Origin of the sequence: Corynebacterium sp. HMSC072A04, from assembly GCF_001809235.1 — a bacterium.
In the GTDB taxonomy this organism is placed as follows: Bacteria; Actinomycetota; Actinomycetes; order Mycobacteriales; family Mycobacteriaceae; genus Corynebacterium; species Corynebacterium hiratae.
The window spans coordinates 17,806-38,755 of the sequence record NZ_KV796796.1 but is presented as its reverse complement, the minus strand read 5'-3'; the positions used below and the strand labels follow the sequence as shown (position 1 = coordinate 38,755).

Genomic DNA, 20,950 nt, shown 5'->3' with positions numbered 1-20,950 from the left:
CTGCTACCTGTCGGCCTCACACACCTGGATCCAGCCTTGTGCGGCCTTGCGAGTGGCTGTTTGAGCTGGGTTTTTAGCGCTCCGGTTGCGGGGGTGTGCGGCCCGGTTTAGTGTGTGGGGCATGAAGTTGGGGGACTTACTCGGGGTACTCGCTCGCGGCATGCACGTCGTTTCTTTGTGCGCGGGCCACACACGCGATGACATGCTCGCGCTGGGTGCGACGCCGCGCGTAGCGCGGCAGCTCGAAGGCCTGCACCGGATCTATTTCGGGCAGACCGCCTACAGCGCCAAGCAGCGCCGCGCGCGTAAAACTGAACACGCACTGGATACGCTGGTGCAGATTGAGCGCCATGTCGCGCGAGTCAAGGACTCGCGCAAGGCGTGGGACCTGCGCGTGGAGCTGTGCGAGACTCCGGCGGGTGAGATCGCGGGCGTGGCGAAGCGGCGCCTCGCGGAGCTCAGGCCTGAGCCCAGCCCCGGAGTGCGGGTGCTGCGCCGAAAAGGCGGCATGCACAGCCTCATCATCACGGATCGCCCGCGGGCTATTGCGAATCTGGTGGGCACGCTCAAGGCCACCTCCGCGGACCTGCTGAAGGCGGTCCACGAAGTCTTTGCAGGAGGCGGCGCGCCCACACCTGTCCTGCATGCGCACGTTCTTGTGCGCCTAGATCAGCTCGACACGATCGTGCGCGGTGAGGGTGACGACATCATTCTGCAGGCAACCGACGGCGGCACCATGACCGGCGCAGAGTTTATCCGCACGCAGTTTGCCGAGCGCGGCTTCGTCTCGCTCTTCCACCCCGTCGAAGGACCCGTCAATCTCTATTACGGCAGCCGCTTCGCCAACGACAAACAGCGCCTCCTGCTCAGCGCGGAGCATCCGACGTGCGCCTGGCTCGGGTGCAATAAACCGGCCGCGGAATGCCAGATGCACCACATCAGACGGTGGCAAGATGGCGGGCCAACCAACATCAACAACCTCGTCCCGCTGTGTAAGTACCACAACGCGATCAATGATGATGACCCCGCCCGACCCACCTATCGCGGGCACATCGACCGCATCGAGGGGCGGATGGCGTGGCTGCCACCCGGCGGTGGGCCACCAGTACTGATACCCAGCCCCGTCTGGGCTGACCTGCGGTAGGAATTCCCGCACTCCCTGAGTCGCACCGCGGCCTTGGGGCTCTTCGGCGATCCCGCATTCAGAGTTTTAGCGCACCGCGCCTTCTCAAGGCGCGTTGACTCCCTCGGCCACGCAAGCCAGGGCATGAAGAAACCCTCCCCGCTTTTGAGCCGCTCACGTTGGACTGAGCAATCAGTCCAGTGGGGAGCCGCACGTGTGGCGGAGAGGGGTGCGCGCGAACGCTACTTCGAGCTCAGGGACGAGCCAGAAATGGTCACGCCGACGCGGTTGAGCAGCATGATAACGAGGTTGATAACGTCGCCGCTGAGGTCAAGAACGCTAGACAGCATTGAAGTGCTCCTTTGATTGAATTCCTAGTCCTTAAACTTATCGGATAGAACGGGCCCGCACGTTACGCCGAGACACAAAATTCAGCGCGATCCGCAGGCCTTCTTCAGCTTCTATCCTGACTCAGACGACGCTAGAGCGGGGAGATGGTGTGCTTCTTGGGCAGGTCCTTCTCCTGCTTATCGGCAAGCTGGCGCAGCGCGCGGCGCAGGGCCAAGCGCGACTCAGAAGGCTTAATCATGCCGTCGAGGTAGCCACGCTCCGCAGCGACATAGGGCGCGGTCATGGTCTCGTCGTAGAAGTCCATGAACATCTTCTTCGTCATGGCGCGCTGCTCCGGGGTCTCGGCGGCCTCGAGCTGCTTGCCCGCAATCATGACCACGGCGGCGGCCGAGCCCATCACGGCAATCTGGGCCGTCGGCCACGCCAGGTTGATATCACCGGTCAAGTTCTTCGAGCCCATCACGGCATAGGCGCCGCCATAAGCCTTGCGCACAATCAGCGAGACCTTCGGCACGGTAGCCTCCACCACAGCAAAAGCGAACTTCGCACCGCGGTGAATCAGACCGGCCTTCTCCTGGTCCACGCCCGGCAGGTAGCCCGGCGTATCCACCACGAAGACCAGCGGGATGTTGTAGGCATCGCAAATACGGATAAAGCGCGCGCCCTTATCGGCGGCATCCGCATCGATGCAGCCCGCCGAGTGCATCGGGTTATTGGCCACAAAGCCCACGGCCTTGCCATCAATACGGCCAAAGGCGGTAATGACGTTGGGGGCGTAGTTTTCCTGGATCTCGATGAGATCGTCATCGTCGCCAAGCTGTGTGAGCAGGTCCATCATGTCGTAGCCGGCGTTCGTGTCATCCGGCATGAAGGAATCCAGCTCGGTGTCTTCAGCCACCTCGTCATCAGAAGGTGCGTCGAAGACCGGAGACTCGTCGAAGCAGGTCAGCGGCAGGTGATCCAGCAAATCGCGCACCAAGTCAAAGGCCTCATCCTCGGAAGGCACCACGACGGACACGTTGCCGTTGAGCTCCTGCTGGCGCGCAGAGCCGAGGTCATGGGAAGAGATCTCCTCGCCTGTGACTTCCTTGATCACGTTCGGACCCGTCACGTACATCTCCGCCTCACCATCGACGGCGATGATGAAGTCCGTGGTCACCGGCGCATACACCGCGCCACCGGCGGACTTGCCCATCATGATGGAAATCTGCGGGCTGCGGCCGGACAGCGGCAGCTGGCGGCGGGCAATCTCGGAGTACATGGCCAAAGACGTCACCGCGTCCTGAATGCGCGCACCGCCGGAATCCTGAATACCGATAACTGGGCAACCAATCTTGATGGCCAGGTCCATGATGTCGGTGACCTTCTTGCCAAAGGTCACGCCCACGGAACCGCCGTAGACCGTCTTATCGTGTGCGTAAATGCACACCGGGCGGCCATTGATGCGGCCGTGGCCGGTGACCACGCCGTCGGAGTAAATGGCATCCGGGTCACCGGGGGTCTTGCCCAGGGCGCCGGTTTCGACGAAGGAGCCTTCGTCGAGAAGCGCGGCGATGCGTTGGCGCGGAGTCGAGCGCCCCGCCTCATCGCGGCGCGCCCGGGAGCGTTCACTGCCGGGGTCCTGGGCGCGCTCGAGGCGCTCGCGCAGGTCCGCTAGCTTGTCAGCGGTGCTAGTCACTTCCGAATCTTCTCCTCGATCCATTCCTCCATGTGCTTGCCCACGATACCGATTGCCGGCTCGTCAGGAACCGCCAGGTGGTCGCCCGGCAGCTGCACAATCTCCAGATCCTTCACGATAACGCCCCAACCGCCGTCCGGGTTAACTTCGGCATAGGCCGGCTCGAGCTCGATGGCGCCATCATGCATGCGCTCGGAGCGGAACAGGATGACGGGCACGCTTACCGACGCCCACCGTCCCATATCCAGCGAACCCAAAATCTGGTTATCCACGAAGGATGCGCGCTGGTGCTCCAGCACACCGGCGGACAGGCCGTGTTCGGAAGCGTCGGTGGAGCTGAGGAATTCCGCGAGCATGGCCATGAGAGCATCTTCGCCCACGGTCTCCAGCATCTCGTAGGGCGGCTCGAAGTCCAGGCCGTAGGTCTTCTTGGCAAAGGCAGCGTAGCGGCCCCAGCGGGCCTTGGTCTCCTCCAGCGTCTTCGGGGCCGGATGGGCCGGCTGCGTGGTATCCAGCAGCGCGATGAAGGCAACCTCAGCAGTGTCCTCGCCGCGGGCGGCGCGCTCCTGGAGTTGGTAGGCCACCTCGTAGGCCAGCGCGCCACCGAAGGACCAGCCGCCGAGCACGACCTTGCGGCCGCGCGCGTAGTGCAGGATGTCCTCGATGTAGGCGGCGGCGCGATCCTCCAGGCTGCCCTCGAGACGCTCCACGCCGTAGACGGCGACGTCGGCAGGCAGGCGGCGAGTCAGCGGCTGGTAGACCACGGTGGTGCCGCCGGCCGGGTGGAACATGAAGACGGCGGGGCCGTCGGCCTCGCGCAGCACACGGATGTTGCCCTCGACCTCAGTCTCCAGGCCTTCGCGGACCAGATCCGCCAGGTTCTCCAGTGCTTCGGCCTCGTAGACTTGTTGCGCGGTGACCTCGATGCCGGCGCGCTCGGTGAGACGCTCGGCAATCTTCTCAGCCACCTCATCGCTGACCTGCGGCAGCGCGGAGGTCACTCCGGCCGCGGCCTTACCGGTGAAGGTGGCCCAGGTGCCGAAGACCATGCGCTCGGAGGCATCGCGCGGCGCCACGCCCACGCCTTCGCCGCCCTTCGCGCTCACATCAGACGAGTCTTCAGTGGAGTTGCCTTCCGTGGTGAGCGTGGAAGGTGCCTCGGCGCTTGCGGCATCGGCGGCCGCGTCGGACGGCGCCTGCGCGGAAGCACCGGGCTGTTCGGACACGGCTTCCTCGACCATGGTGATGACGTCGGCGAGGGAGGCGTCGCGAAGCGCCTGCACCTGCAGCGGCGGAATCTGGAAGTCATTCTCCACGCGGTTCTTGATGCGCATGCCCATGAGCGAATCCAGGCCGAGATCAATGAGCGGCAGCGCACGCGGGAGATCGGAGACGTCGTAGCCCATGGACTCCGACACGATGAGCGCCAAGCGCTCCTCCACGCTCTCCTTCTCCGGGTCCCAGCGCACGGCATCGGCGCCCACATCGGGGTCAGCGAACTGCGGCGCAGTCACCGCCTGCGGCAGGCTCGGCTCCGGGGCCGCAGCGGGTTCGGCAAGGTTGAGCGTCGACGCAAAACCTTCCGCGATGAGCTTGGTCGTCGCACCATCCACGTAGTGCACCGCCAACGACAGCCCGCCCAGCGTGCGGCGAACAATCGTGGTGACCTCGCCCTTCGCGGGCAGGTCGAGGTGCTCCTCGCTCGCCGCGATGTGGGCGCCCGGGGTGACGGCCTCGGCGGCGGCCTCCAGGATGGCCAGCGCGCTCGGCGCCTGGTCGGCGTTCGTGGAGAACGCCACCGCGCCCTCCGGCAGCGTCACGCGCGCCCCCGGCAGGCCGGACACACCCGACGAGGGACGAGCATTGGTCCAGAAACGCTGGCGGCGGAAACGGGTATGGGGGGCGGCGACAAGCGCACCGGAGCCAAAGACCTTGGTGTAGTCCACCGGAGTACCCGTGACGTAGAGCTTGCCCAACAGGTCCAGCAGCGACTCGGTGGGGTCCACCTTGCGCTTCAGGCTGTACAGCAGCTGCGCATCCGCCTTGCCCGCGGCAAAGGCGGTGGACATCAGGCCCATGAGCGCAATAGGGTTCGGAGAAATCTCCACGATTTGGGTATGGCCCGCGTCAAAGGCCGCCTCGGTCGCGTCCTGCAGGTAGACGGGCTTGCGGGTCATGCGGATCCAGTAATCCTCATCGTGCAACACCGCACCCGGACGGTAGACCTTGCCGCGGTCGACGGAGGAGAAGAGCGTCGTATGCAGCGGAGCAGCTTCCATGCCGGCGATTTCCGCATAGAGTTCACCCAACAGCGGATCCACAGCGGAGGTGTGGCCGGCTCCCTTCACGTTGAGCGCGCGGGCGAACTTGCCCTCGCCGTCGAGTTTCTCCACCAGCGCGAGGACCTCCTCGCGCGGACCGCCCACGGTGGTCATGCCGGGACCGGTGTAGACGGCGGGCTCGATGGAACCAGGCAGGGCGTCGATCTCCTCGGCGGAGAGCTCGACGACGGCCATGGCACCCTGTTGGTCCTCCGGCAGCGAAGCCTCGCCCTCACCCATGAGGCGCGCGCGGTGGCAGGCGATGAGCATGGCGTCGGCCGCCGTGATGCCGCCCGCGGCGTAGGCCGCGCCGATCTCACCCATGGACATGCCGATAACGCCGGTTGGGCGCACGCCGAAGGTGGCCAGCAGGTCCGTCAGCGCGATCTGGATGGCGGTGATGGCCACCTGCGCAGTTTCGGTGTTATAGGTCTGCTCGTCATCACGCACCAACTCCAGGATGGACCAGCCGGATTCGCGCTGCACGATGGCGTCGAGCTCCTCCAAGCGCGCGAGGAACTGCGGCGAAAGGGCAATCATGTCCTTGGCCATCTTGCGGTGCTGGGAGCCGAAACCGGAGTACATGAACACCGGGCCGTGCACCGTCGGGGAATCCGCCGCGGCGATGCCGACGGAGACGGTCCCCTCGGACACCTGACGCAGGCGCTTGACTGCTTCTTCGCTTGACGACGCCGTTACTACCGCACGCGAACGCCCATGGTTACGGCGCGCGAGGGTGCGGGCCAGGGAGAGCAGGTTCGGGTTCTCGGCTTCGATGTAGTCCGCCAAGTCGGCTGCAGCTGCGGCGCGGCGCGAGGGCAGCAGGCCAGAAACGGGCAGGGCCACCGGGTGGCCTTCGCCGATGGCGACCTGCGGGGCGTCCTGGCGGGTAAGCCCGCGGTAATCGGTAAGGACGACGTGGGCGTTAGTGCCGCCGAAGCCGAAGCCGGAGACGCCGGCGATCTTCTGGCCGGAGTACTCCGGCCACTCGCGCGGGTCTTCGACTACTTCGAGGTGCTCGGCGTCGAAGTCGATATAGCGGTTGGGGCCCACGTAGTTGATGTTTGGCGGGATAACGCCGTGGCGCATGCCTTCGATGACCTTGATAAGGCCCACGACGCCGGCCGCGGACTCGGAGTGGCCGATGTTGGTCTTGGCGGAGCCCAGCAGGGTCGGGTTATAAGGTTGGCGGCCCGGGCCCAGCACGCGGCCGAGCGCGGTGGCCTCGATGGGGTCACCGAGGATGGTGCCGGTGCCGTGGGCCTCGACGTAGTCGACGTCCTGCGGGCGGATGCCGGCGTCGGCGTAGGCGCGCTCGAGGACGTCAACCTGCGCGTCTGGGTTGGGGGCGGTCAGGCCGTTGGAATGGCCGTCGGAGTTGACTGCGGAGCCCTTGATGACGGCGTGGATGGTATCGCCGTCGCGCTCGGCGTCCTCGAGGCGCTTGAGCACGAGCACACCGGCGGCGTCCGCGCGGACGATGCCGTCGGCGTCGTCGGAGAAGGCGTGGATGGCGCTGGTGGGCGAGGTGACCCCCAGCTCACTAAAGCCAATGGAGGCGTGCGGCGAGGCCAGGATGTTCACGCCGCCGGCAAGAGCCGTATCAGCTGCGCCCACGCGCAGGTCCTTGACCGCCTGGTTGACCGCTACGAGGGAGGCCGAGCAGGCGGTGTCCACGTTGAGGGAAGGGCCGCGCAGGTCGAAGGCGTAGGAGAGGCGGTTAGCCACGATCGCTGAGGACGTACCCGTCATGGCATAAGGGTGCATCTCGGCGGGGTCGGCGGTAATCAGCATGCCGTAGTCATTGTTGGTGGAGCCCATGTAGACACCGGTGGCGGTGCCGCGCAGCTGGTTGGCGGGCAGACCGGCGTCTTCGAGGGCCTCCCACGCCACCTCCAGGAGAATGCGCTGCTGCGGGTCCATGTTGGCCGCCTCCAGCGGGGAGAGGCCGAAGAACTCGGCGTCGAAGGAATCGATATCCTCGATGTAGCCGCCGTCGGTGTTCTGCTGCTCCATCTTCTCGCTGGTAATCGGGTCAGAGGAGTACTCCGACCAGCGGCCGACGGGCAGCGGGCCGGTGCCGGCGCGGCCCTCGACGAGCATGTTCCAGAACTCGTCGACATTCTTGGCACCCGGGAAGCGGCCGGCATAACCGATGACGGCGATGTCCCCGCCCGCGATGGCAGCCGAGCGTGGTGCCGCCGCTCCCGGCGCGCTGTCTGCCGGGGCGCCGGCGACGCCGTTGACGAGGCGCTCGGCCAGCTGCGCGATGGTGGGGTACTCGTAGGCCACGGTGGGCTCGAGCTTAATACCGAGGAGGTTTTCTAATTCGCCGGAGAGGACTACTGCGTCACGCGAGGACAGCCCGAAATTCTCCAGTGGCTTGGTGTCCGTGATTTCCTCTGCCGACAGGCCGGTGGTCTGCGCAACCCAGGTGCGCAGCCAGCCACGAAGCTCTTCAACGGTCATAAATCTCTAGCTTTCTTACGCGGACTAAAATTTTCTATCTATGCGGTCGATTTTGCGCAGCACAAAAGCGCGCACATCGATGCGTCTATAGGGGTTATCGGACGATTATCTCACTTTGTTAACTTGGGTTTCATAACCGACATACCCACAGGCAGCGGCAACCCCCGCCCCCACGGCTCACGCGGGGAACGGGGGTTGGAGGGTGCGGCGCCTTTAAGAGGCGAGGTAGCTCTTCTTGGCCACGCGGCGGGCAATCTTGCCCGAAGAGGTGCGCTTGATTTCGTTAGCGCTGAACCACTGGATGACGGCCGGGGTCACGCCGTGGTTCGCGGAGACCGCGGAGCGGATGACCTCGGATGCAGCGGCGTCATCGGCCGGGTTGGCGTCGTCGGCGCGCTCGATGAGCAGCACGAGCTCCTCGGTGCTGCCGCCTTCCACGGAGAAGGCCGCGATGGAGTCCGCGCGCACGTGGTCCGAGGCCTCCTGCACGGTGCCTTCAATGTCCTGCGGGTAGTGGTTGCGGCCAGCCACCACGATGAGGTCCTTGAGACGACCGGTGATGTACACCTGGTTATCCACGATGGCCGCCAGGTCACCGGTGGCCAGCCAGTTGTTGTCCTCCGGCGCGTTCGGCACGCGGGTGCCCTCCGCCAAACGCTCGCCGAGCGTGTTGTGGAAGGTAGAGGCAGTTTCTTCCGCTCGGTCCAAGTAGCCGGCGGCACGGTTCTCTCCATGCAGCCAGATCTCGCCCACGCGGCCATCCGGCAACTCGACCTTGGTCTCCGGGTCCACGATGGTCAGGTGCTGAGCCACGACGCTCTGACCACAGGAGGCGTAGGCCACGGAGTCCGCAGACTTTTCGACGATGACCGCTTCGCCCTCGGCCAGACGCTCGCGATCGAAGTGCGAAATGATCGGGCGCTCCAGAGTCTGCGGGGTGGGCACAATCAGCGAGGCCTCCGCCATGCCGTAGGACGGGCGCAGGGTCTCACGGCGCAGGCCATACTCCTCCTTGCCGAAGGTCTCCCAGAAGGAGTTCACCGCAGATTCCGTGACCGGCTCCGAGCCGATCACGATGCCATCGACGTTGCTGAAGTCCACCTCTTCGCCAGCCGCCGGGGCTCCGTAGCGCGCGGCGAGCTCGAGGGCGAAGTTGGGAACCACGGCGTAGGTTCCCTGCAGCTGCTCATCGATAGGCTGGCGCTTGAGCTGGTCAATCCAGCGCTTGGGCTGCTGGACGAAGTCACGCGGCGTCATGATCTCCAGGTTGACGCCCAGGATGGTCACGAAAACCGCCAGGATGATGCCCATGTCGTGGTGCATCGGCAGCCAGGAAACCACGCGGGCCGGCAGCTTAATCTGTACCGCGGTGAAGATCTGCAGCACGTTGGTCATGATGTTGCGGTTGGTCAGCAGCACACCGGCCGGGGTGCGGGTGGAGCCGGAGGTGTACTGCAGGAAGGCCGGCTGGTCCAGCGGCGCGGTCTGTAGCGCGGCAAGCGCGGCCTTGCCTTCCTCCGTCTCCAGCGGGTTGACCCAGCTCTGTGCCAGCGAATCCGGCAGGGAGTCGATGGAGATGATGCGCGGGCGCTCGGCCGCCGGACGGTCCGAGAAGTACGCGCGGTTGGCGGCTGCGGACGTGTTGTTGGTCAGCACGATCGACGGGTTGGCATCGCCGAAGACCGCCCGCAGGTGATCGGTGTGGCCGGGCTCGTTCGGATCATAGAGCGGGATCGGGGTCATGCCGGCGTACATCGCGCCCAGGAAGCCGAAGATGTACTCGGGGGAGTTGCCCGCCAGGATGGCGACGCGGTCCCCCATCTTGCCCACCTGCTGCAGGCGTGCTGCTACCGCCTTGATGCGGGTATTGACCTGGGAGCGGGTGATATCACGCGGGGTGCCTTCCGGGTTATCGGTATAGACCCACTGGCGCATGACCGGGCGATCCGGGATTCCCGCCTGCTGCTCCGCGGCATAGACGTGTTCGGCGAGCCCCGCCAACGTGAGGTGAGGCGGCAGGGCGATGTTGCCCTTGTCGTCGAAGAACTGGCCGATCAAGGCTTTCAGGTCCATGTGGGAAAGCTCCTTCGTAGGGTAGAGAGGGGCGCGCACCCCTGCTTCACGTACTTTTGACATTGAAAATATCAGAAGGAGTGTGCCGAACGTTACATGGCGCGCGGGCGGGACGTCGTCAAGCGCTACTGCGCGTCGATGGTGTCCTTAGCCCACTGCGTCACCCACTGGTTGGTGGTGACCCCTTCGATAACGTCCGGATTGTAGGCATACAGTGCATGAACACCGTTGGCGTCGATGAGGTCACGCGCGCGTTCGAGCCCGTTGCTCACGTCCAGCGGGGCATCGCAGATGGAGTCATTCGGCGCGCAGATTTGGAAGGTGCGGTCCGCCAACTCCCCGAAGCCGTTGGCGCGCGCACCGCGCATGGTGGCGCCAGGGACGATGCCCTGAATCAAGGTCGACACCGGCTGCAGGGCAATCTCCGCGCCCACGCCGCCGACGTGCGCACCCGGGTTAATGCCCACGCCGTCCTGGCGCCGGCCGTCCGCAATGAGGGCCACACCCGCCACGCTCTCCGCGGGGATGGGTCCATTGCCGCCGCCGATGCGGTCCGCCACATCACCCGCGATGACCGCTCCCTGCGAAAATCCGCTCAGGATGAACTTCGTGTCCGGGCAGGTCTCGTGCATGTAGGTCAGCTCGCCCTCGAGGCGCGAGGTGCCTTCGTTGCGGGAATCGTCGTAGCTCATCTCGTGCTGCGCGTTGATGTTCTTAAACTGGGCGGTATAAGGCAGCGTCCACACCTTGACGTCCTCGGGGACGTAGGCCTCCTTCAGGGGATTCGTGATCGACAGCATGAAGGAATTCGGGTTCGCGCCCGGGTTGATCGGATCATCGTCCGCAGCGGATTCCCACGTTCCCGGCGCGGAGATGAATTCCACGCGCGGGCACCAGTCCGGCTGCTCGGGGGCCGTGTTGTCCTCCTCCTGGGAGGGGGCAGGCTCCGCAAGGTTTCCTTGCTCCCCTTCCTCGCGGGTGTTGAGGAAGTGAACCGCTCCCCCGCCAATCAGGGCGAGGAGGACGACCACGGCAAGGACGGTCAGTGTGTTACGCATGGTTTTACGCATGAAGAAGTTTCTACCTTGGGAAGGTGCGGGATTGACTGGAAAATCCCTGCCACATTACTGAGCGCAGAGCGCGCGGCCCTGCTCGGTGATGAGCTGGACGAGTTCTTCGTGGCCGAGTTCACTGCGCCCCTGCTCGATGAGCTGCCCGGCCACCGCGGGCACGGTGACGGTATCGCCCTGGCAAGAGGCCTGCGCGGCACCCACCAGCTGGTCTTCCGCACCGTCGATATTCACGCCCTTCTCAGCCACTGCGGCCAGGAAGTCCTGGTCCGGGCCCTGTTCAGGCGCGGGCGCGGGGATTTCGGAGATCTCGCGCGCGCCGCGGTCCTCCGGCTCGTCGCCTTGCGCTCGCTCACTCTGCCCGGAGGGCGACTCCGACGCTGAGCTGGACGACGCCTTGCTTGACGACGATTCACCGCTCGCCCCCGAGGAGCGCTCCAGCGGCGCCACCGACGTTTCGGTGGCCTCACCTTCCTCGACGGTGGCGGAACCGCAGCCGGTCAGCAGCGCGCCGGCGACCATCAATACGGCCGCGCCGGCTGCCGCAGCGGGACGGGCGGAGAAAAATCGCATAGCCGTCCCTACTTCTTATCCGCCTGAACCTGGCCCATGACCTTGCGGATAACACCGTGCTGGAAGGTCTGGGTCAGCCCGCCGGCCGGGATCGTCGCATAATCCTCGGTGGGCCAGCCGAACTCGCCCTGCTCGTAGCCGTGCTTGCCCCACTCATCAAAGATCTCGCCCTTGAGGATGTAGTGCGCGCCGGAGTCCATGGACCAGTAGATGTTGCCGTGCTCGAACTCCTGGAAGAAGCCGCCGTTGACGGCCTTCTCCTCACCCACCGGGAAGCCCAGCTCGGAGTCAGCAGCCTTCAGCTCCTTGTACTTCGCGCCGATAGCACCGTGCACGATGTGGAAGGAACCGTCCGGGTTGCGGGTCAGTACGCCGTCCTCGAACTCCTGGACCTCGCCGTCGCCAACCTTGCGCGGCTCGGCTACCGGGTACTTGAGGTCGCCGCCCTCGAAGCCGTTCTTGCCCCAGGCGTCGAAGAAGTCCTTCGAGATAGGCCAGGCGCCGGTCTCCGGGGTCCAGTAGATGGAGCCATGCTCGAAGTGGACGTAGCGTCCGCGACCGTCGGGGGTCTTCTCCTCACCGGTCTTCGGGAAGCCCAACCAGGAGGTCGGGCCACCGAGCTCGGAGTAGCGTGCGCCGATGCGGCCGATAACGGCGTGCGCACCGGTCTCCGGGGACCAGTAGGCGGTACCGGCCTGGAAGTCCTGGGCCTTGCCGCGCTCGGCGACGTCATACTCGTTGTTCACGCAGGAGCCGATGATGCCGGACTTGGTGGCCTCAGCGATGGCCCCAACCGGGGTGCAGTCCGCACCACGGTCGCTCTTGTCCAAGCCGAGAGAATCGGCGATGTAGGGCCATGCCTCGGTCATCTCGAACTGCCAGTATTCCCAGCTGTGGACGCCGGTCGGGCGGAACTTGACGACCGGCTCGACGCCGGCGCGCTTGGCGTAGTCAACGAAGGTCTGGGTGGACATGCGCGAGATTGCTTCCAGGCCCACGCCGGCCATGTTGGCCTGGCCCTTCGCCACGGAGCCTAGTTGGCCGTAGTCGTCCTTACCGTTGCCGGCGGAGACATAGACTTTCATGTCCTTGAGGTTTTCAATACCCAGCTTCGGATCGTGGTCGATCCAGTCCTGGGAGTAGAGATCGCCCCACATGTTGGTGGAGGTGAATCCGCCGGCATCGGCCTGCGCGGCGGTAATGGCCTCCGGCATACCGGTGGTGGTGGTGTCGAGGTAACCCGAGAAAGAGCCAACATACTTGAAGGCCCAGGGGTTGCGCTCGGCCAGGTTCATGGCGGCGGTACCACCCATGGAGATACCGGTCACGGCGCGCTTGCCGTTGGAGCGGTAGCCCTTCTCCAGGATCGGGATGAGCTCCTTCATCAGGAAGGTCTCCCACATGTAGTGGGTGCCGTTGTCTTCCTTCTGCCAGTCGGAGTAGAAAGAGGACTCGCCGCCCACCGGCATGATGAGGTTGACGTTGCGGTCGGCGTACTGGGACAGGATGTTGGTCTCGATGGTCCAACCGGACTCATCGTCACGCGCGCGCAGGCCGTCGAGTGCCCAGACCTCCGGGAAGGTCTTGTCCGGGCTGGAGTACCAATCGCGCGCGAGCTGAATCTGCACGACCTGCTCCTTGTCCGGCATCGCAGCGGACTTGATGTAGACCTTGAGGTGGCGGTTGGTCAGGTATTCCACGCGGGAGACGGACACGCCCTCCGGCAGGCCCTCAATCTTCGGGTATTCCGTCTCCACCGGAGTACGCTGCGGCGGGTTGGACGGGGCGAAAGAATCGGAGAAGTTAGAGCTTCCCAGCAGGTCGGTAATGCCCTCGCTCGAGGAGCTGGAGGACTGCGCGTTTGCGATAGGCAGCAACGCAAAGCCCACTGCCACGGCGGTGGGCAGCGCAGCGATGGTCAGGCCCTTGCGGGCTGCGGACGGGGAACGCAGGCCGGAATCCTTAGCGGACCGGCGAGGCTGAGATGACGCAGTGTTCGGCATTGAAGAGTCCTTTTAAGGGGTATATCGAGATAAGGGCACGCGGTACCGCGAGCGAGCTCCGCAGGTTCCCCTCCTGCGGAACTCGCCGCCGCACGCGTGGTGAGCGGTCTAGTGTGTTCTCAAGTTTAAGTTTAACTTGAGACTTTCGGTAGGGGGACACGCCCAGCGGTGGGATGAAAAAGCCGCCACACCCAAGGGCACGGCGGCTAGCTAGTTACCAGGCGTTCATAACGTTGAGCACCTGCGGCTTGGAGCGTTCCAGCTGGTAACCGAACTGCTCCCAGTTGTGCAGGCCCTGGGCCGGGTAATCCGTCTGCAGGCGAACACCCATCGCCCGAGCCTTGAGCTCCCACAGGCGGGTGGTGCCGTTGGCGAAGGCTTCCAACGCCATGCCGGACGCGATGTGCTGCGGCAGGTAGCGTTGTTGATCCAGCGGCCCCGGAACACCGGAAGCGGCGGACACGTAAACATCCGTTCCGTTTGCAGCCAGATCCGGGATCAGGTTGAAGGGATCATTGCTGAAGCGCTTCGGGTTGATGATGGAACCGTACATGGCATTGATGTTGAAGCCGCCGGCGTCGAGAAGCGCCAGGCGCATAAAGGTCTGGGCTCCCGGCAACGTCGTGGTGAGGTAGCCGGAGTAGGACAGCGCCTGACGGAACTGCTCGGGGTGCTTGCCAGCGAGGGTAATCGCTGCGGTAGCGCCCATGGACAGACCAGCAATGGAGTTATTGTTGCGGGCCACGCCGAAGTTGCCCTCAAGGTAAGCCGGCAACTCCTGCGTCAGGAAGGTCTCCCACTGGTAGTTGACCGGCTTGACCAGATCGTACGTAGCCGGACCGTTCCAGTCTGCATAGAAGGAGCCAGCGCCGCCCACCGGCATCACCAGGGTGATGTTGTGATCCACGTAGGTGCGCGCGGCGTTGACGTCATGGATCCACGCGTTGGTGGAATCGGTCGCGCGCAGACCATCGAGCAGGTAGAGGCCCGCGTTGCCGCCGTTCTTGGCAGGCTGGATCTGCACCGGGATGTTTCGGCCCATCGCCTGGGACCACACATCGCAGCGCTGCACCCAGAAGCCAACGCGATCCCACTCGCAGGTGCCGGTGGCGTCCGCGCGCAGCCAGTCACGGTGAGCCGCGGATGCTTCCTGGGTGCCGGCGGTCACGACCAGGCCCAAGGCCACGGCGATAGCGGCCACCACTGAGAGGACCCGAGTCCGCAGGCCAGAGCTTAGTGAACTCATGTTTCTCCTTAACATTTTTACTGCCATTACTACATCGCCAACACGCCAGCGATAGTTACGGATTAATAACGAGAATCTTTTGTAGCGTAACGCACCCTGGCAATTTTTGCCTCCCCGTGGGGGTATTTGCCAGCCCGCCCCAAGCTAGTGGGCAGGGTAATCGGCCGGATCGGCAGAAAACATGAGGGTGCGCCCCGTGGTCACGGAGGAGGCCAGGTTCGCGCGGAAGCGCTCCCACGTCAGGGGCTCGCTGTAGGAAGCAACAAGCTCCTGCACCTCTGGCGTCGCCAGCGCCGCCCGCGCCTGCCGAGTCTTCTCCTTGTCATACCACGGCGGGAGGTACTCGATGTCCGCGCCGGTCAGCGCCGCCTGCCACTCCAGTTCGAGGTGCTTGTCGTGGCCCACGCGCCCGCCTTCCTCACGAGGCATACGTGCGGCCAGCGGCGTAGCCAGACCAATGGTGTCGAGCACCCGCACGTTGAGCGGCGCGTTCATTGAGGTCATGCCCAGGTTGACCAGGTAGACCGTCGGCGGCTCCTCCGCGCCCGGCTCGCGCGGGACGGTGAGCCAATTGAGCTGGTCCTTCTCCTTGTCCTCTACATAGATGACACCCAGCGCATCGCCGTCCGCCAACTTTTCGGTGGCTTCCCCGTATCCGCGCATGAACTTCATCGTCATGTAGTCCCGTGCCGAACGCGGCGGGTAACCCGCCTCGCGGTTCGTGGCGTAGGTCCAGAAGTCGCGCTCATCCACGATGGACAGCGGCTGCTCGTAGGCCTCCCAGTCCGTGGGGTGCCCGCGCAGCACAACCACCACGGCCCACACCGCGCAGAAGGCCGCCGCGAGCACAGACACCAGGCCTCTCAGCGGCAGCACGAAGACTGGGAGGAGGGCGGCAAACAGCGGCAGCAGCAGCATGCGGCCGTGCATGAAGTCACCGCCGACGCGCAGCACGTACACCACATGCACCACCGCCGCACCGACCAGCAGGTAAGTGACGGTCGTGGAGCTTCGCAGGGCCGCCGGGCGCAGGTGGGCACGGAAGGTCCACAGCGCAGCACCCGCCAGCACGAGAACGGGCAGGTACAGGGCATACGGCCCAACGAAGTCACCGGCATAGTCCAGGCCGCTGCCCCACGCGCTTGACGACGCCGACTTGGCCACCGCCGTGTGCGGCGTCAACAGGCCGTAATAGCCCATGCGGAAGAATTGGTAACCCGCCGGGATGGGCAGAGCCGCGCCAAGAATGCCGAGCCAGGCTTTCCAATTGCGATGTGCGGCCAAGAGGAGCAGGCCGGCCAGCCCGCCGTAGAGCGCGAATTCGGGGCGCACGAGCCAGGACAATCCCGCCCACAGCGCCAGCCAGTAGGCGCTGGCGTTATCGCGAGACTGCGCCCAGTGCTGGAGCAACGCCCACAGGGCGGCGAGGTAGAAGATGGACAGGCCCCACTCGAGTCCGGAGGTAAAGAAATCACGGGCAGGCGGCAGCGCGAGGTAGACCAGCGCGCCCGCGGGCGCCAGAAGCGGAGTGGCGAGTTGGCCCGAGCGGAAGAAGGCCCGGGCTGTGGCCCACGCCCCCAACATCATGGCCGCGACCGCCAGAAGCAATCCCAGGTTGACGGCGATGGACTCCAGCGGGGCGTTGGTGACCCAACGGGCAAGCAGGATGAGGTACTGCCACAGCGTCGAGGTATTGGCCTCCACGCGCTCGCCCGCGTTGAAAACGGGGCCGTTGCCCTCCTCCAGGTTGCGCACGGTGCGCAGGACGATGAGGCCGTCGTCGGAAATCCAGCGGCGCGCGAAGCCGCCCCAAAACGAGAAAACTCCGATCACGATGACCGAGGCCAGCGCGCTGAGCGCCGCCGCGGTACGTGATTCGGATTTTCGCATGAGGAGAGAGTCTAGCCCATCATAACCGGCATGATGTACACCGCCATGGCAATACAGGCCAGCCACAGAAGGGCCAGGATCTGGAGGACGCGATCCTCCAGGGCGATCTCGTCTGGGGCACCGCCGTTGCCGCGGTCCACGTCGGCGGCATAGCGCAGGATGGCGATGGTAAACGGCACCATGGACACCTGGTACCACACGCTGGCCGGGCCATCAGACTCGTTGGAAAGCTGGAAACCCCACAGCGAGTAGGACATGACCACGGCGGTGGCGGCCAAAGTCCACACGAAGCGCAGGTAGGTAGGCGTATAGCCCTCCAAGGACTTACGGATCTTGGCGCCCGTGCGCTCCGCCAGAAGGATCTCCGAGTAGCGCTTGCCCGAGGCCATGAACAGCGAACCAAAAGCGGCCACCAACAGGAACCACTGGGAGAGCACGATGCCCGCGGCCACACCACCGGCCATGGTGCGCAGCATGAATCCGGAGGACACCAGGGCAATATCAATCACCGGCATGTGCTTCCATCCGAAGCAATAGCCCAGCTGCAGGCCGATGTAGATGGCCATGACGATGGCGAGCTGCAGGCCCGCGGTGGCCAAGAAGGACAGTCCAATCGAACCGATGATGAGCACCGCGGCCATGGCATAAGCCAAGCTCACCGGAAGCACGCCCGCCGCGATGGGGCGGAAGCGCTTCGTCGGGTGCGCGCGGTCAGCCTCCACGTCGCGGGCATCGTTGATGAGATAGATGGAGGATGCGCCCATGCAGAAGACGATGAAGGCGAGGAGGACGTCGAGAAGCACGCGCGTGTGGAACAGCGAATCCGCGCCCGCGGCCGCAGGGGCGGCGAGAACGAGGACGTTCTTGACCCACTGCTTGGGGCGCAGGGCCTTCACCATGCCGTCGGCGAGGTTCTTCGGCGGCTTGCGCTTGCGGCCGGTATCGATGCCGGAGGTGTGCGGCTCAGAGTGGAAGACTCTCTGCTCACCGTCGTCGACGCGGTTAGGACGTTCGCTCATGCCGTCTTCCTTTCATAGCGGTGACATGCTTCCGCGGTGGCGGCTCCCAGCAGGGCGCCGAACGCCGTATCGGATGGGTAATGTACCCCGAGCACCATACGCGAGGCCATCATGACCGGCACACCGACGAGCGGTGCCGGGGTTCCCAGAACGTGCGCGGCGCCCACGAGGAACGCGGTTGTCGACGTCGCGTGGGAGGACGGAAAAGACAGCTTAGACGGGGTTTTCACGCCCACCTTGACGTAGTCATAGTCCGGGCGCTTGCGGCGCACAATGCGCTTGATCACAACGCTGGCCGCGTGCGCCGTGAAAGCGCCCACGCCAACAGCTACCCACTGGCGGCGGCGCGCCGGCTTCTGGTAATTCACGGCAGCACCCAGACCAGAGAGAGCCAGCCAGCCCAGGGCGTGCTCGCCGAAGTGGCTTAAGCCCCGCGCGGTGGGCAGAACGCCGGGGGCCTCGAAGGCCACGTCCTGAATCTTCTCGAGGACGTGGGATTCGGCGACAGAAAGCTTATTGGGCATCGAAGACCTTTCGCCAGGACTCGCGGGAGGTCAGCTCCGGCAGAGCCGCGCGGTACTCGGCGCGCAGGTCGTCGAAGTTATCCTCAATTTCCTTGAGCAGCTCGCGGGTGGACTTCACCAGCTCGAGGGCCAGCTCGCGGTCGCGCTTGCGGAAGGCCACGCCAGTGCCGCCCGCGGTGGAGACGGTGGCGGAATCCACGCGGGAGAGCGTGAACCAGCGGGCCTCCTCCGGGGTGAGATTGAGCTGCGGTGCTTCGTGGTGTGCCGGGTCTTCCTTGGTGACCAGGTGCTTGGCGGACTTGATAAGCCACGGAATTTTCTTGATCTTGCCCAGGCGGCCACCGACATTGCGGGTGGGCACGCCCGGCGCGCCGGTGGGCGCGGGCAGCTGATCCGCCGAATCGATGATGACGGCGTCCGGGAACTCCTTGCGGATTGCGGCGATGCGCGGCAGCGAGGACTCCAGGATGTCGAAGAGCTGGTCCGGTCCGGCCAGGAAGTCCTTCATGGCTTCCAGCTGGATGGCAATGGTGGAGTACTCCATGCACATGGTGTGCTTGAGGGTGGACTTGAAGATGGACTTGGTAATCCCGCGCGCATCGCCCTCGTGGTAGAGGGCCGCCACGATGAGGCGGTTGCGCAGGTGGAAGTAGGCCTGCCAGTCGATGGCATCGTCCTTATCCGCCCACGCCATGTGCCAGATGGCAGCGCCCGGCCAAGTCACCGTGGGGAAGCCGTGGGCGGCGGCGCGCAGGGAGTATTCGGTGTCATCCCACTTGATGAACAGCGGCAGCGGCTGCCCGATGCTTTCCGCCACGACGCGCGGGAAGAGGCACATCCACCAGCCGTTGTATTCCACGTCGACGCGGCGGTGCAGCGCGCGGGAGTCGTACTTCTTCGGGTCAAGGTGGGACTGCGCGTCACCGATGGCGCGCAGCGGGTACTTGGCAAAGTCGTGGTCATAGACGGCGTGCTCGGCCGCACCCCACATGAAGTCAGCGCGGTTCACACGCTCGCCAGTCGTGCGCAGCTGGGAGCGCTCCTGCAGGTTGAGCATCTGGCCGCCGACGATGAAGGGCTTGGCGGCGTAACGCGCTGCTTGGACCGCACGAAGGATGGAATCCGGCTCGATGGCGATGTCATCATCCATGTAGAGGATGTAGGGCGAGTCGGTATTCTCCAGCGCCTCGAACATGATGCGGGAGTAGCCGCCCGAGCCGCCCAGGTTGCCCTGGCGGAACTCGCGGAAGCGCTCACCAAAGTGGGCCACGGCCTCGTCATAGCCCGGCTCGTCCGCCGGGTGCTGGTTGCCCTGGTCCGGCATGAGAACGTAGTCGATGATGCCGTCCACCACCGGGTCCTCCGCCAGTGCCTGCAGCGCCGCGACGGCGTCGGTGGGGCGGTTGAAGGTCGGAATACCCACGGCCACGCGCTTCTCCTGCGCCGGGTACTCGCTACCGTCCGGCAGGAGCTGCGGGTTCGGGGCGTGCGGGGCGCACCAAGCGGCGTCGGTAAGCACGGTGTCCTCAACGGCGGAGGCATCGAACCACAGCAGGCCGCCGTCCTCGAAGTTCTTCAGGGGCAGCTCAAACTCGTGGTGCCCGGTGGTCACCACGTGGTTGGCCACGGCGATGCGCTGGCCGTCCTGCTTGGAGCGGTACAGGGAGATGTTGGCCTCTCCCTCCACGTCCATGACCAGCACGATGGACTTCAGCTGGGACCAACGGCGCCAGTAGGCGGCCGGGAACGCATTGAAGTAGGTCTCGAAGGAGGCCTCTTCGCCGGCCGGGATGGTCACGGAAGTGCGGCCACTCCAGCTGAGGCGCTCGCGGTTTTGCTCGGACTCGATGAGGTAGAGCATGCGGACGTCGACCGGCTCGCCACGCTTGGGCAGCAGGATGCGCTGTACGGGTTCGTACGCAGCAGTATTGTTGGCAGTCACGATATCTTCGGTTCTCCACACAGATTTCGACAGTATTCAGGAACCAAGATTAGTGGTTTCGCACTCTTCAGCTGAGTTCCCACGCGGCTGAAAGCTAAGCCGAGAGGGGTGCATCCTCCGAGATGGGTTCGATGCCCAGACGGTTGAGCATGTAAAGCACGCGGGCGCGGAGGTCGTCAGCCAGCTCGCGGGTCTCCTCTACGGTTTCTGCCGTAGCGATATCCCAAATCTTGATGTCCTTGCCGACTTCGTCGCCTATGATTGTGGCGCCAAAAGGAAATCGACCTCGATGGTCACGAACTCGTGGCCGCAATTGTCAGAGGCTCAAGAGAGTGTCGAATCGGAGGGAGATTGAGAAAGTAGAGAACAATACTGACTAATTTTTCGCTAACTGACAACTATTAACTCTGTACAATAAGAAGGATACTCCTCATAGCAACACATGATCAGTGTGTCTTTCTTCCTATTTCAGTCAGCTCAAAGAGTCGACTTTAGCGAACCTCTTCCCAACTGCTCCCAAAGTGAGATAAACGCCGGTACAAACAAGAAATGCTGCAAAAAGAACGCCAGCAAGGGAAAACGAAACCTTCAGAGAAATCCCCGCCATCACATGCCCCAATGAGGAACCAAGGATGGGCCTGACCCCCGACGTGTCTACTTTCCGGGGG

The 20,950-nt window shown here is 64.6% G+C and carries 12 protein-coding genes and 1 pseudogene; 1 reads left to right on the top strand and 12 read right to left on the bottom strand.

The annotated features are described in order from the left end of the window. Positions 1–85 precede the first annotated feature (85 nt). Positions 86–1,144, top strand: coding sequence for an HNH endonuclease signature motif containing protein (locus HMPREF2565_RS08425; RefSeq protein ID WP_246819132.1), 1,059 nt, complete (start codon positions 86–88; stop codon positions 1,142–1,144). Positions 1,145–1,604: 460 nt separating this feature from the next. Here HMPREF2565_RS08425 and HMPREF2565_RS08420 read toward each other — a convergent pair whose 3' ends face one another. The 12 genes and pseudogenes from HMPREF2565_RS08420 to HMPREF2565_RS13490 form a co-directional block, all read right to left on the bottom strand. Beyond that, the gene (locus HMPREF2565_RS08420; protein ID WP_035117045.1) at positions 1,605–3,176 is read right to left on the bottom strand and encodes an acyl-CoA carboxylase subunit beta; all 1,572 of its coding nucleotides are present in this window, start codon (positions 3,174–3,176) and stop codon (positions 1,605–1,607) included. Further along, on the bottom strand, positions 3,149–7,942 hold the full coding sequence (locus HMPREF2565_RS08415; protein WP_071407141.1) for a type I polyketide synthase: 4,794 nt from the start codon (positions 7,940–7,942) through the stop codon (positions 3,149–3,151). Before HMPREF2565_RS08415 ends, HMPREF2565_RS08420 begins: the two co-directional genes overlap by 28 nt. Before the next feature lie 213 nt (positions 7,943–8,155). Then, the gene (locus HMPREF2565_RS08410; protein ID WP_071407140.1) at positions 8,156–10,015 is read right to left on the bottom strand and encodes a FadD32-like long-chain-fatty-acid--AMP ligase; all 1,860 of its coding nucleotides are present in this window, start codon (positions 10,013–10,015) and stop codon (positions 8,156–8,158) included. Between the two features lie 125 nt (positions 10,016–10,140). After that, positions 10,141–11,073 (bottom strand): cutinase family protein, encoded by a 933-nt coding sequence (locus tag HMPREF2565_RS08405; RefSeq protein ID WP_049156975.1) that lies wholly within the window; start codon positions 11,071–11,073, stop codon positions 10,141–10,143. Positions 11,074–11,139: 66 nt separating this feature from the next. Next, on the bottom strand, positions 11,140–11,658 hold the full coding sequence (locus HMPREF2565_RS08400; protein WP_071407139.1) for a hypothetical protein: 519 nt from the start codon (positions 11,656–11,658) through the stop codon (positions 11,140–11,142). An 8-nt stretch (positions 11,659–11,666) separates the two neighbouring features. Continuing rightward, positions 11,667–13,580, bottom strand: coding sequence for an alpha/beta hydrolase-fold protein (locus tag HMPREF2565_RS08395; RefSeq protein WP_371441011.1), 1,914 nt, complete (start codon positions 13,578–13,580; stop codon positions 11,667–11,669). Between the two features lie 295 nt (positions 13,581–13,875). Then, complete coding sequence (locus HMPREF2565_RS08390; protein ID WP_210384376.1) at positions 13,876–14,907, bottom strand: alpha/beta hydrolase; 1,032 nt, start codon at positions 14,905–14,907, stop codon at positions 13,876–13,878. Between the two features lie 144 nt (positions 14,908–15,051). After that, positions 15,052–16,797: an arabinofuranosyltransferase AftB family protein gene (locus tag HMPREF2565_RS08385; protein ID WP_071407137.1), complete on the bottom strand. Its 1,746-nt coding sequence runs from the start codon at positions 16,795–16,797 to the stop codon at positions 15,052–15,054. Between the two features lie 11 nt (positions 16,798–16,808). Further along, positions 16,809–17,816 (bottom strand): decaprenyl-phosphate phosphoribosyltransferase, encoded by a 1,008-nt coding sequence (locus tag HMPREF2565_RS08380; RefSeq protein WP_049156922.1) that lies wholly within the window; start codon positions 17,814–17,816, stop codon positions 16,809–16,811. Next, positions 17,813–18,340 carry a phosphatase PAP2 family protein gene (locus HMPREF2565_RS08375; RefSeq protein WP_070517733.1) on the bottom strand — a complete coding sequence of 176 codons (528 nt, stop codon included), beginning with the start codon at positions 18,338–18,340 and terminating at the stop codon, positions 17,813–17,815. Before HMPREF2565_RS08375 ends, HMPREF2565_RS08380 begins: the two co-directional genes overlap by 4 nt. Then, a complete protein-coding gene (locus HMPREF2565_RS08370) occupies positions 18,330–20,282 on the bottom strand; it encodes a glycosyltransferase (protein WP_071407136.1) in 1,953 nt (650 codons plus the stop codon). The genes HMPREF2565_RS08375 and HMPREF2565_RS08370 overlap by 11 nt, the downstream gene beginning before the upstream one ends. A 94-nt stretch (positions 20,283–20,376) precedes the next feature. After that, positions 20,377–20,535, bottom strand: a pseudogene (locus tag HMPREF2565_RS13490) (protein tyrosine phosphatase); the annotation flags it as partial. Between the last annotated feature and the right edge of the window lie 415 nt (positions 20,536–20,950).

Bases quoted from the DNA above. Each gene is read 5' to 3' on its own strand.
- HMPREF2565_RS08420 (WP_035117045.1), bottom strand. From the start codon at position 3,176: ATGGATCGAGGAGAAGATTCGGAAGTGACTAGCACCGCTGACAAGCTA.
- HMPREF2565_RS08415 (WP_071407141.1), bottom strand. From the start codon at position 7,942: ATGACCGTTGAAGAGCTTCGTGGCTGGCTGCGCACCTGGGTTGCGCAG.
- HMPREF2565_RS08410 (WP_071407140.1), bottom strand. From the start codon at position 10,015: ATGGACCTGAAAGCCTTGATCGGCCAGTTCTTCGACGACAAGGGCAAC.
- HMPREF2565_RS08405 (WP_049156975.1), bottom strand. From the start codon at position 11,073: ATGCGTAACACACTGACCGTCCTTGCCGTGGTCGTCCTCCTCGCCCTG.
- HMPREF2565_RS08400 (WP_071407139.1), bottom strand. From the start codon at position 11,658: ATGCGATTTTTCTCCGCCCGTCCCGCTGCGGCAGCCGGCGCGGCCGTA.
- HMPREF2565_RS08390 (WP_210384376.1), bottom strand. From the start codon at position 14,907: ATGAGTTCACTAAGCTCTGGCCTGCGGACTCGGGTCCTCTCAGTGGTG.
- HMPREF2565_RS08385 (WP_071407137.1), bottom strand. From the start codon at position 16,797: ATGCGAAAATCCGAATCACGTACCGCGGCGGCGCTCAGCGCGCTGGCC.
- HMPREF2565_RS08380 (WP_049156922.1), bottom strand. From the start codon at position 17,816: ATGAGCGAACGTCCTAACCGCGTCGACGACGGTGAGCAGAGAGTCTTC.
- HMPREF2565_RS08375 (WP_070517733.1), bottom strand. From the start codon at position 18,340: ATGCCCAATAAGCTTTCTGTCGCCGAATCCCACGTCCTCGAGAAGATT.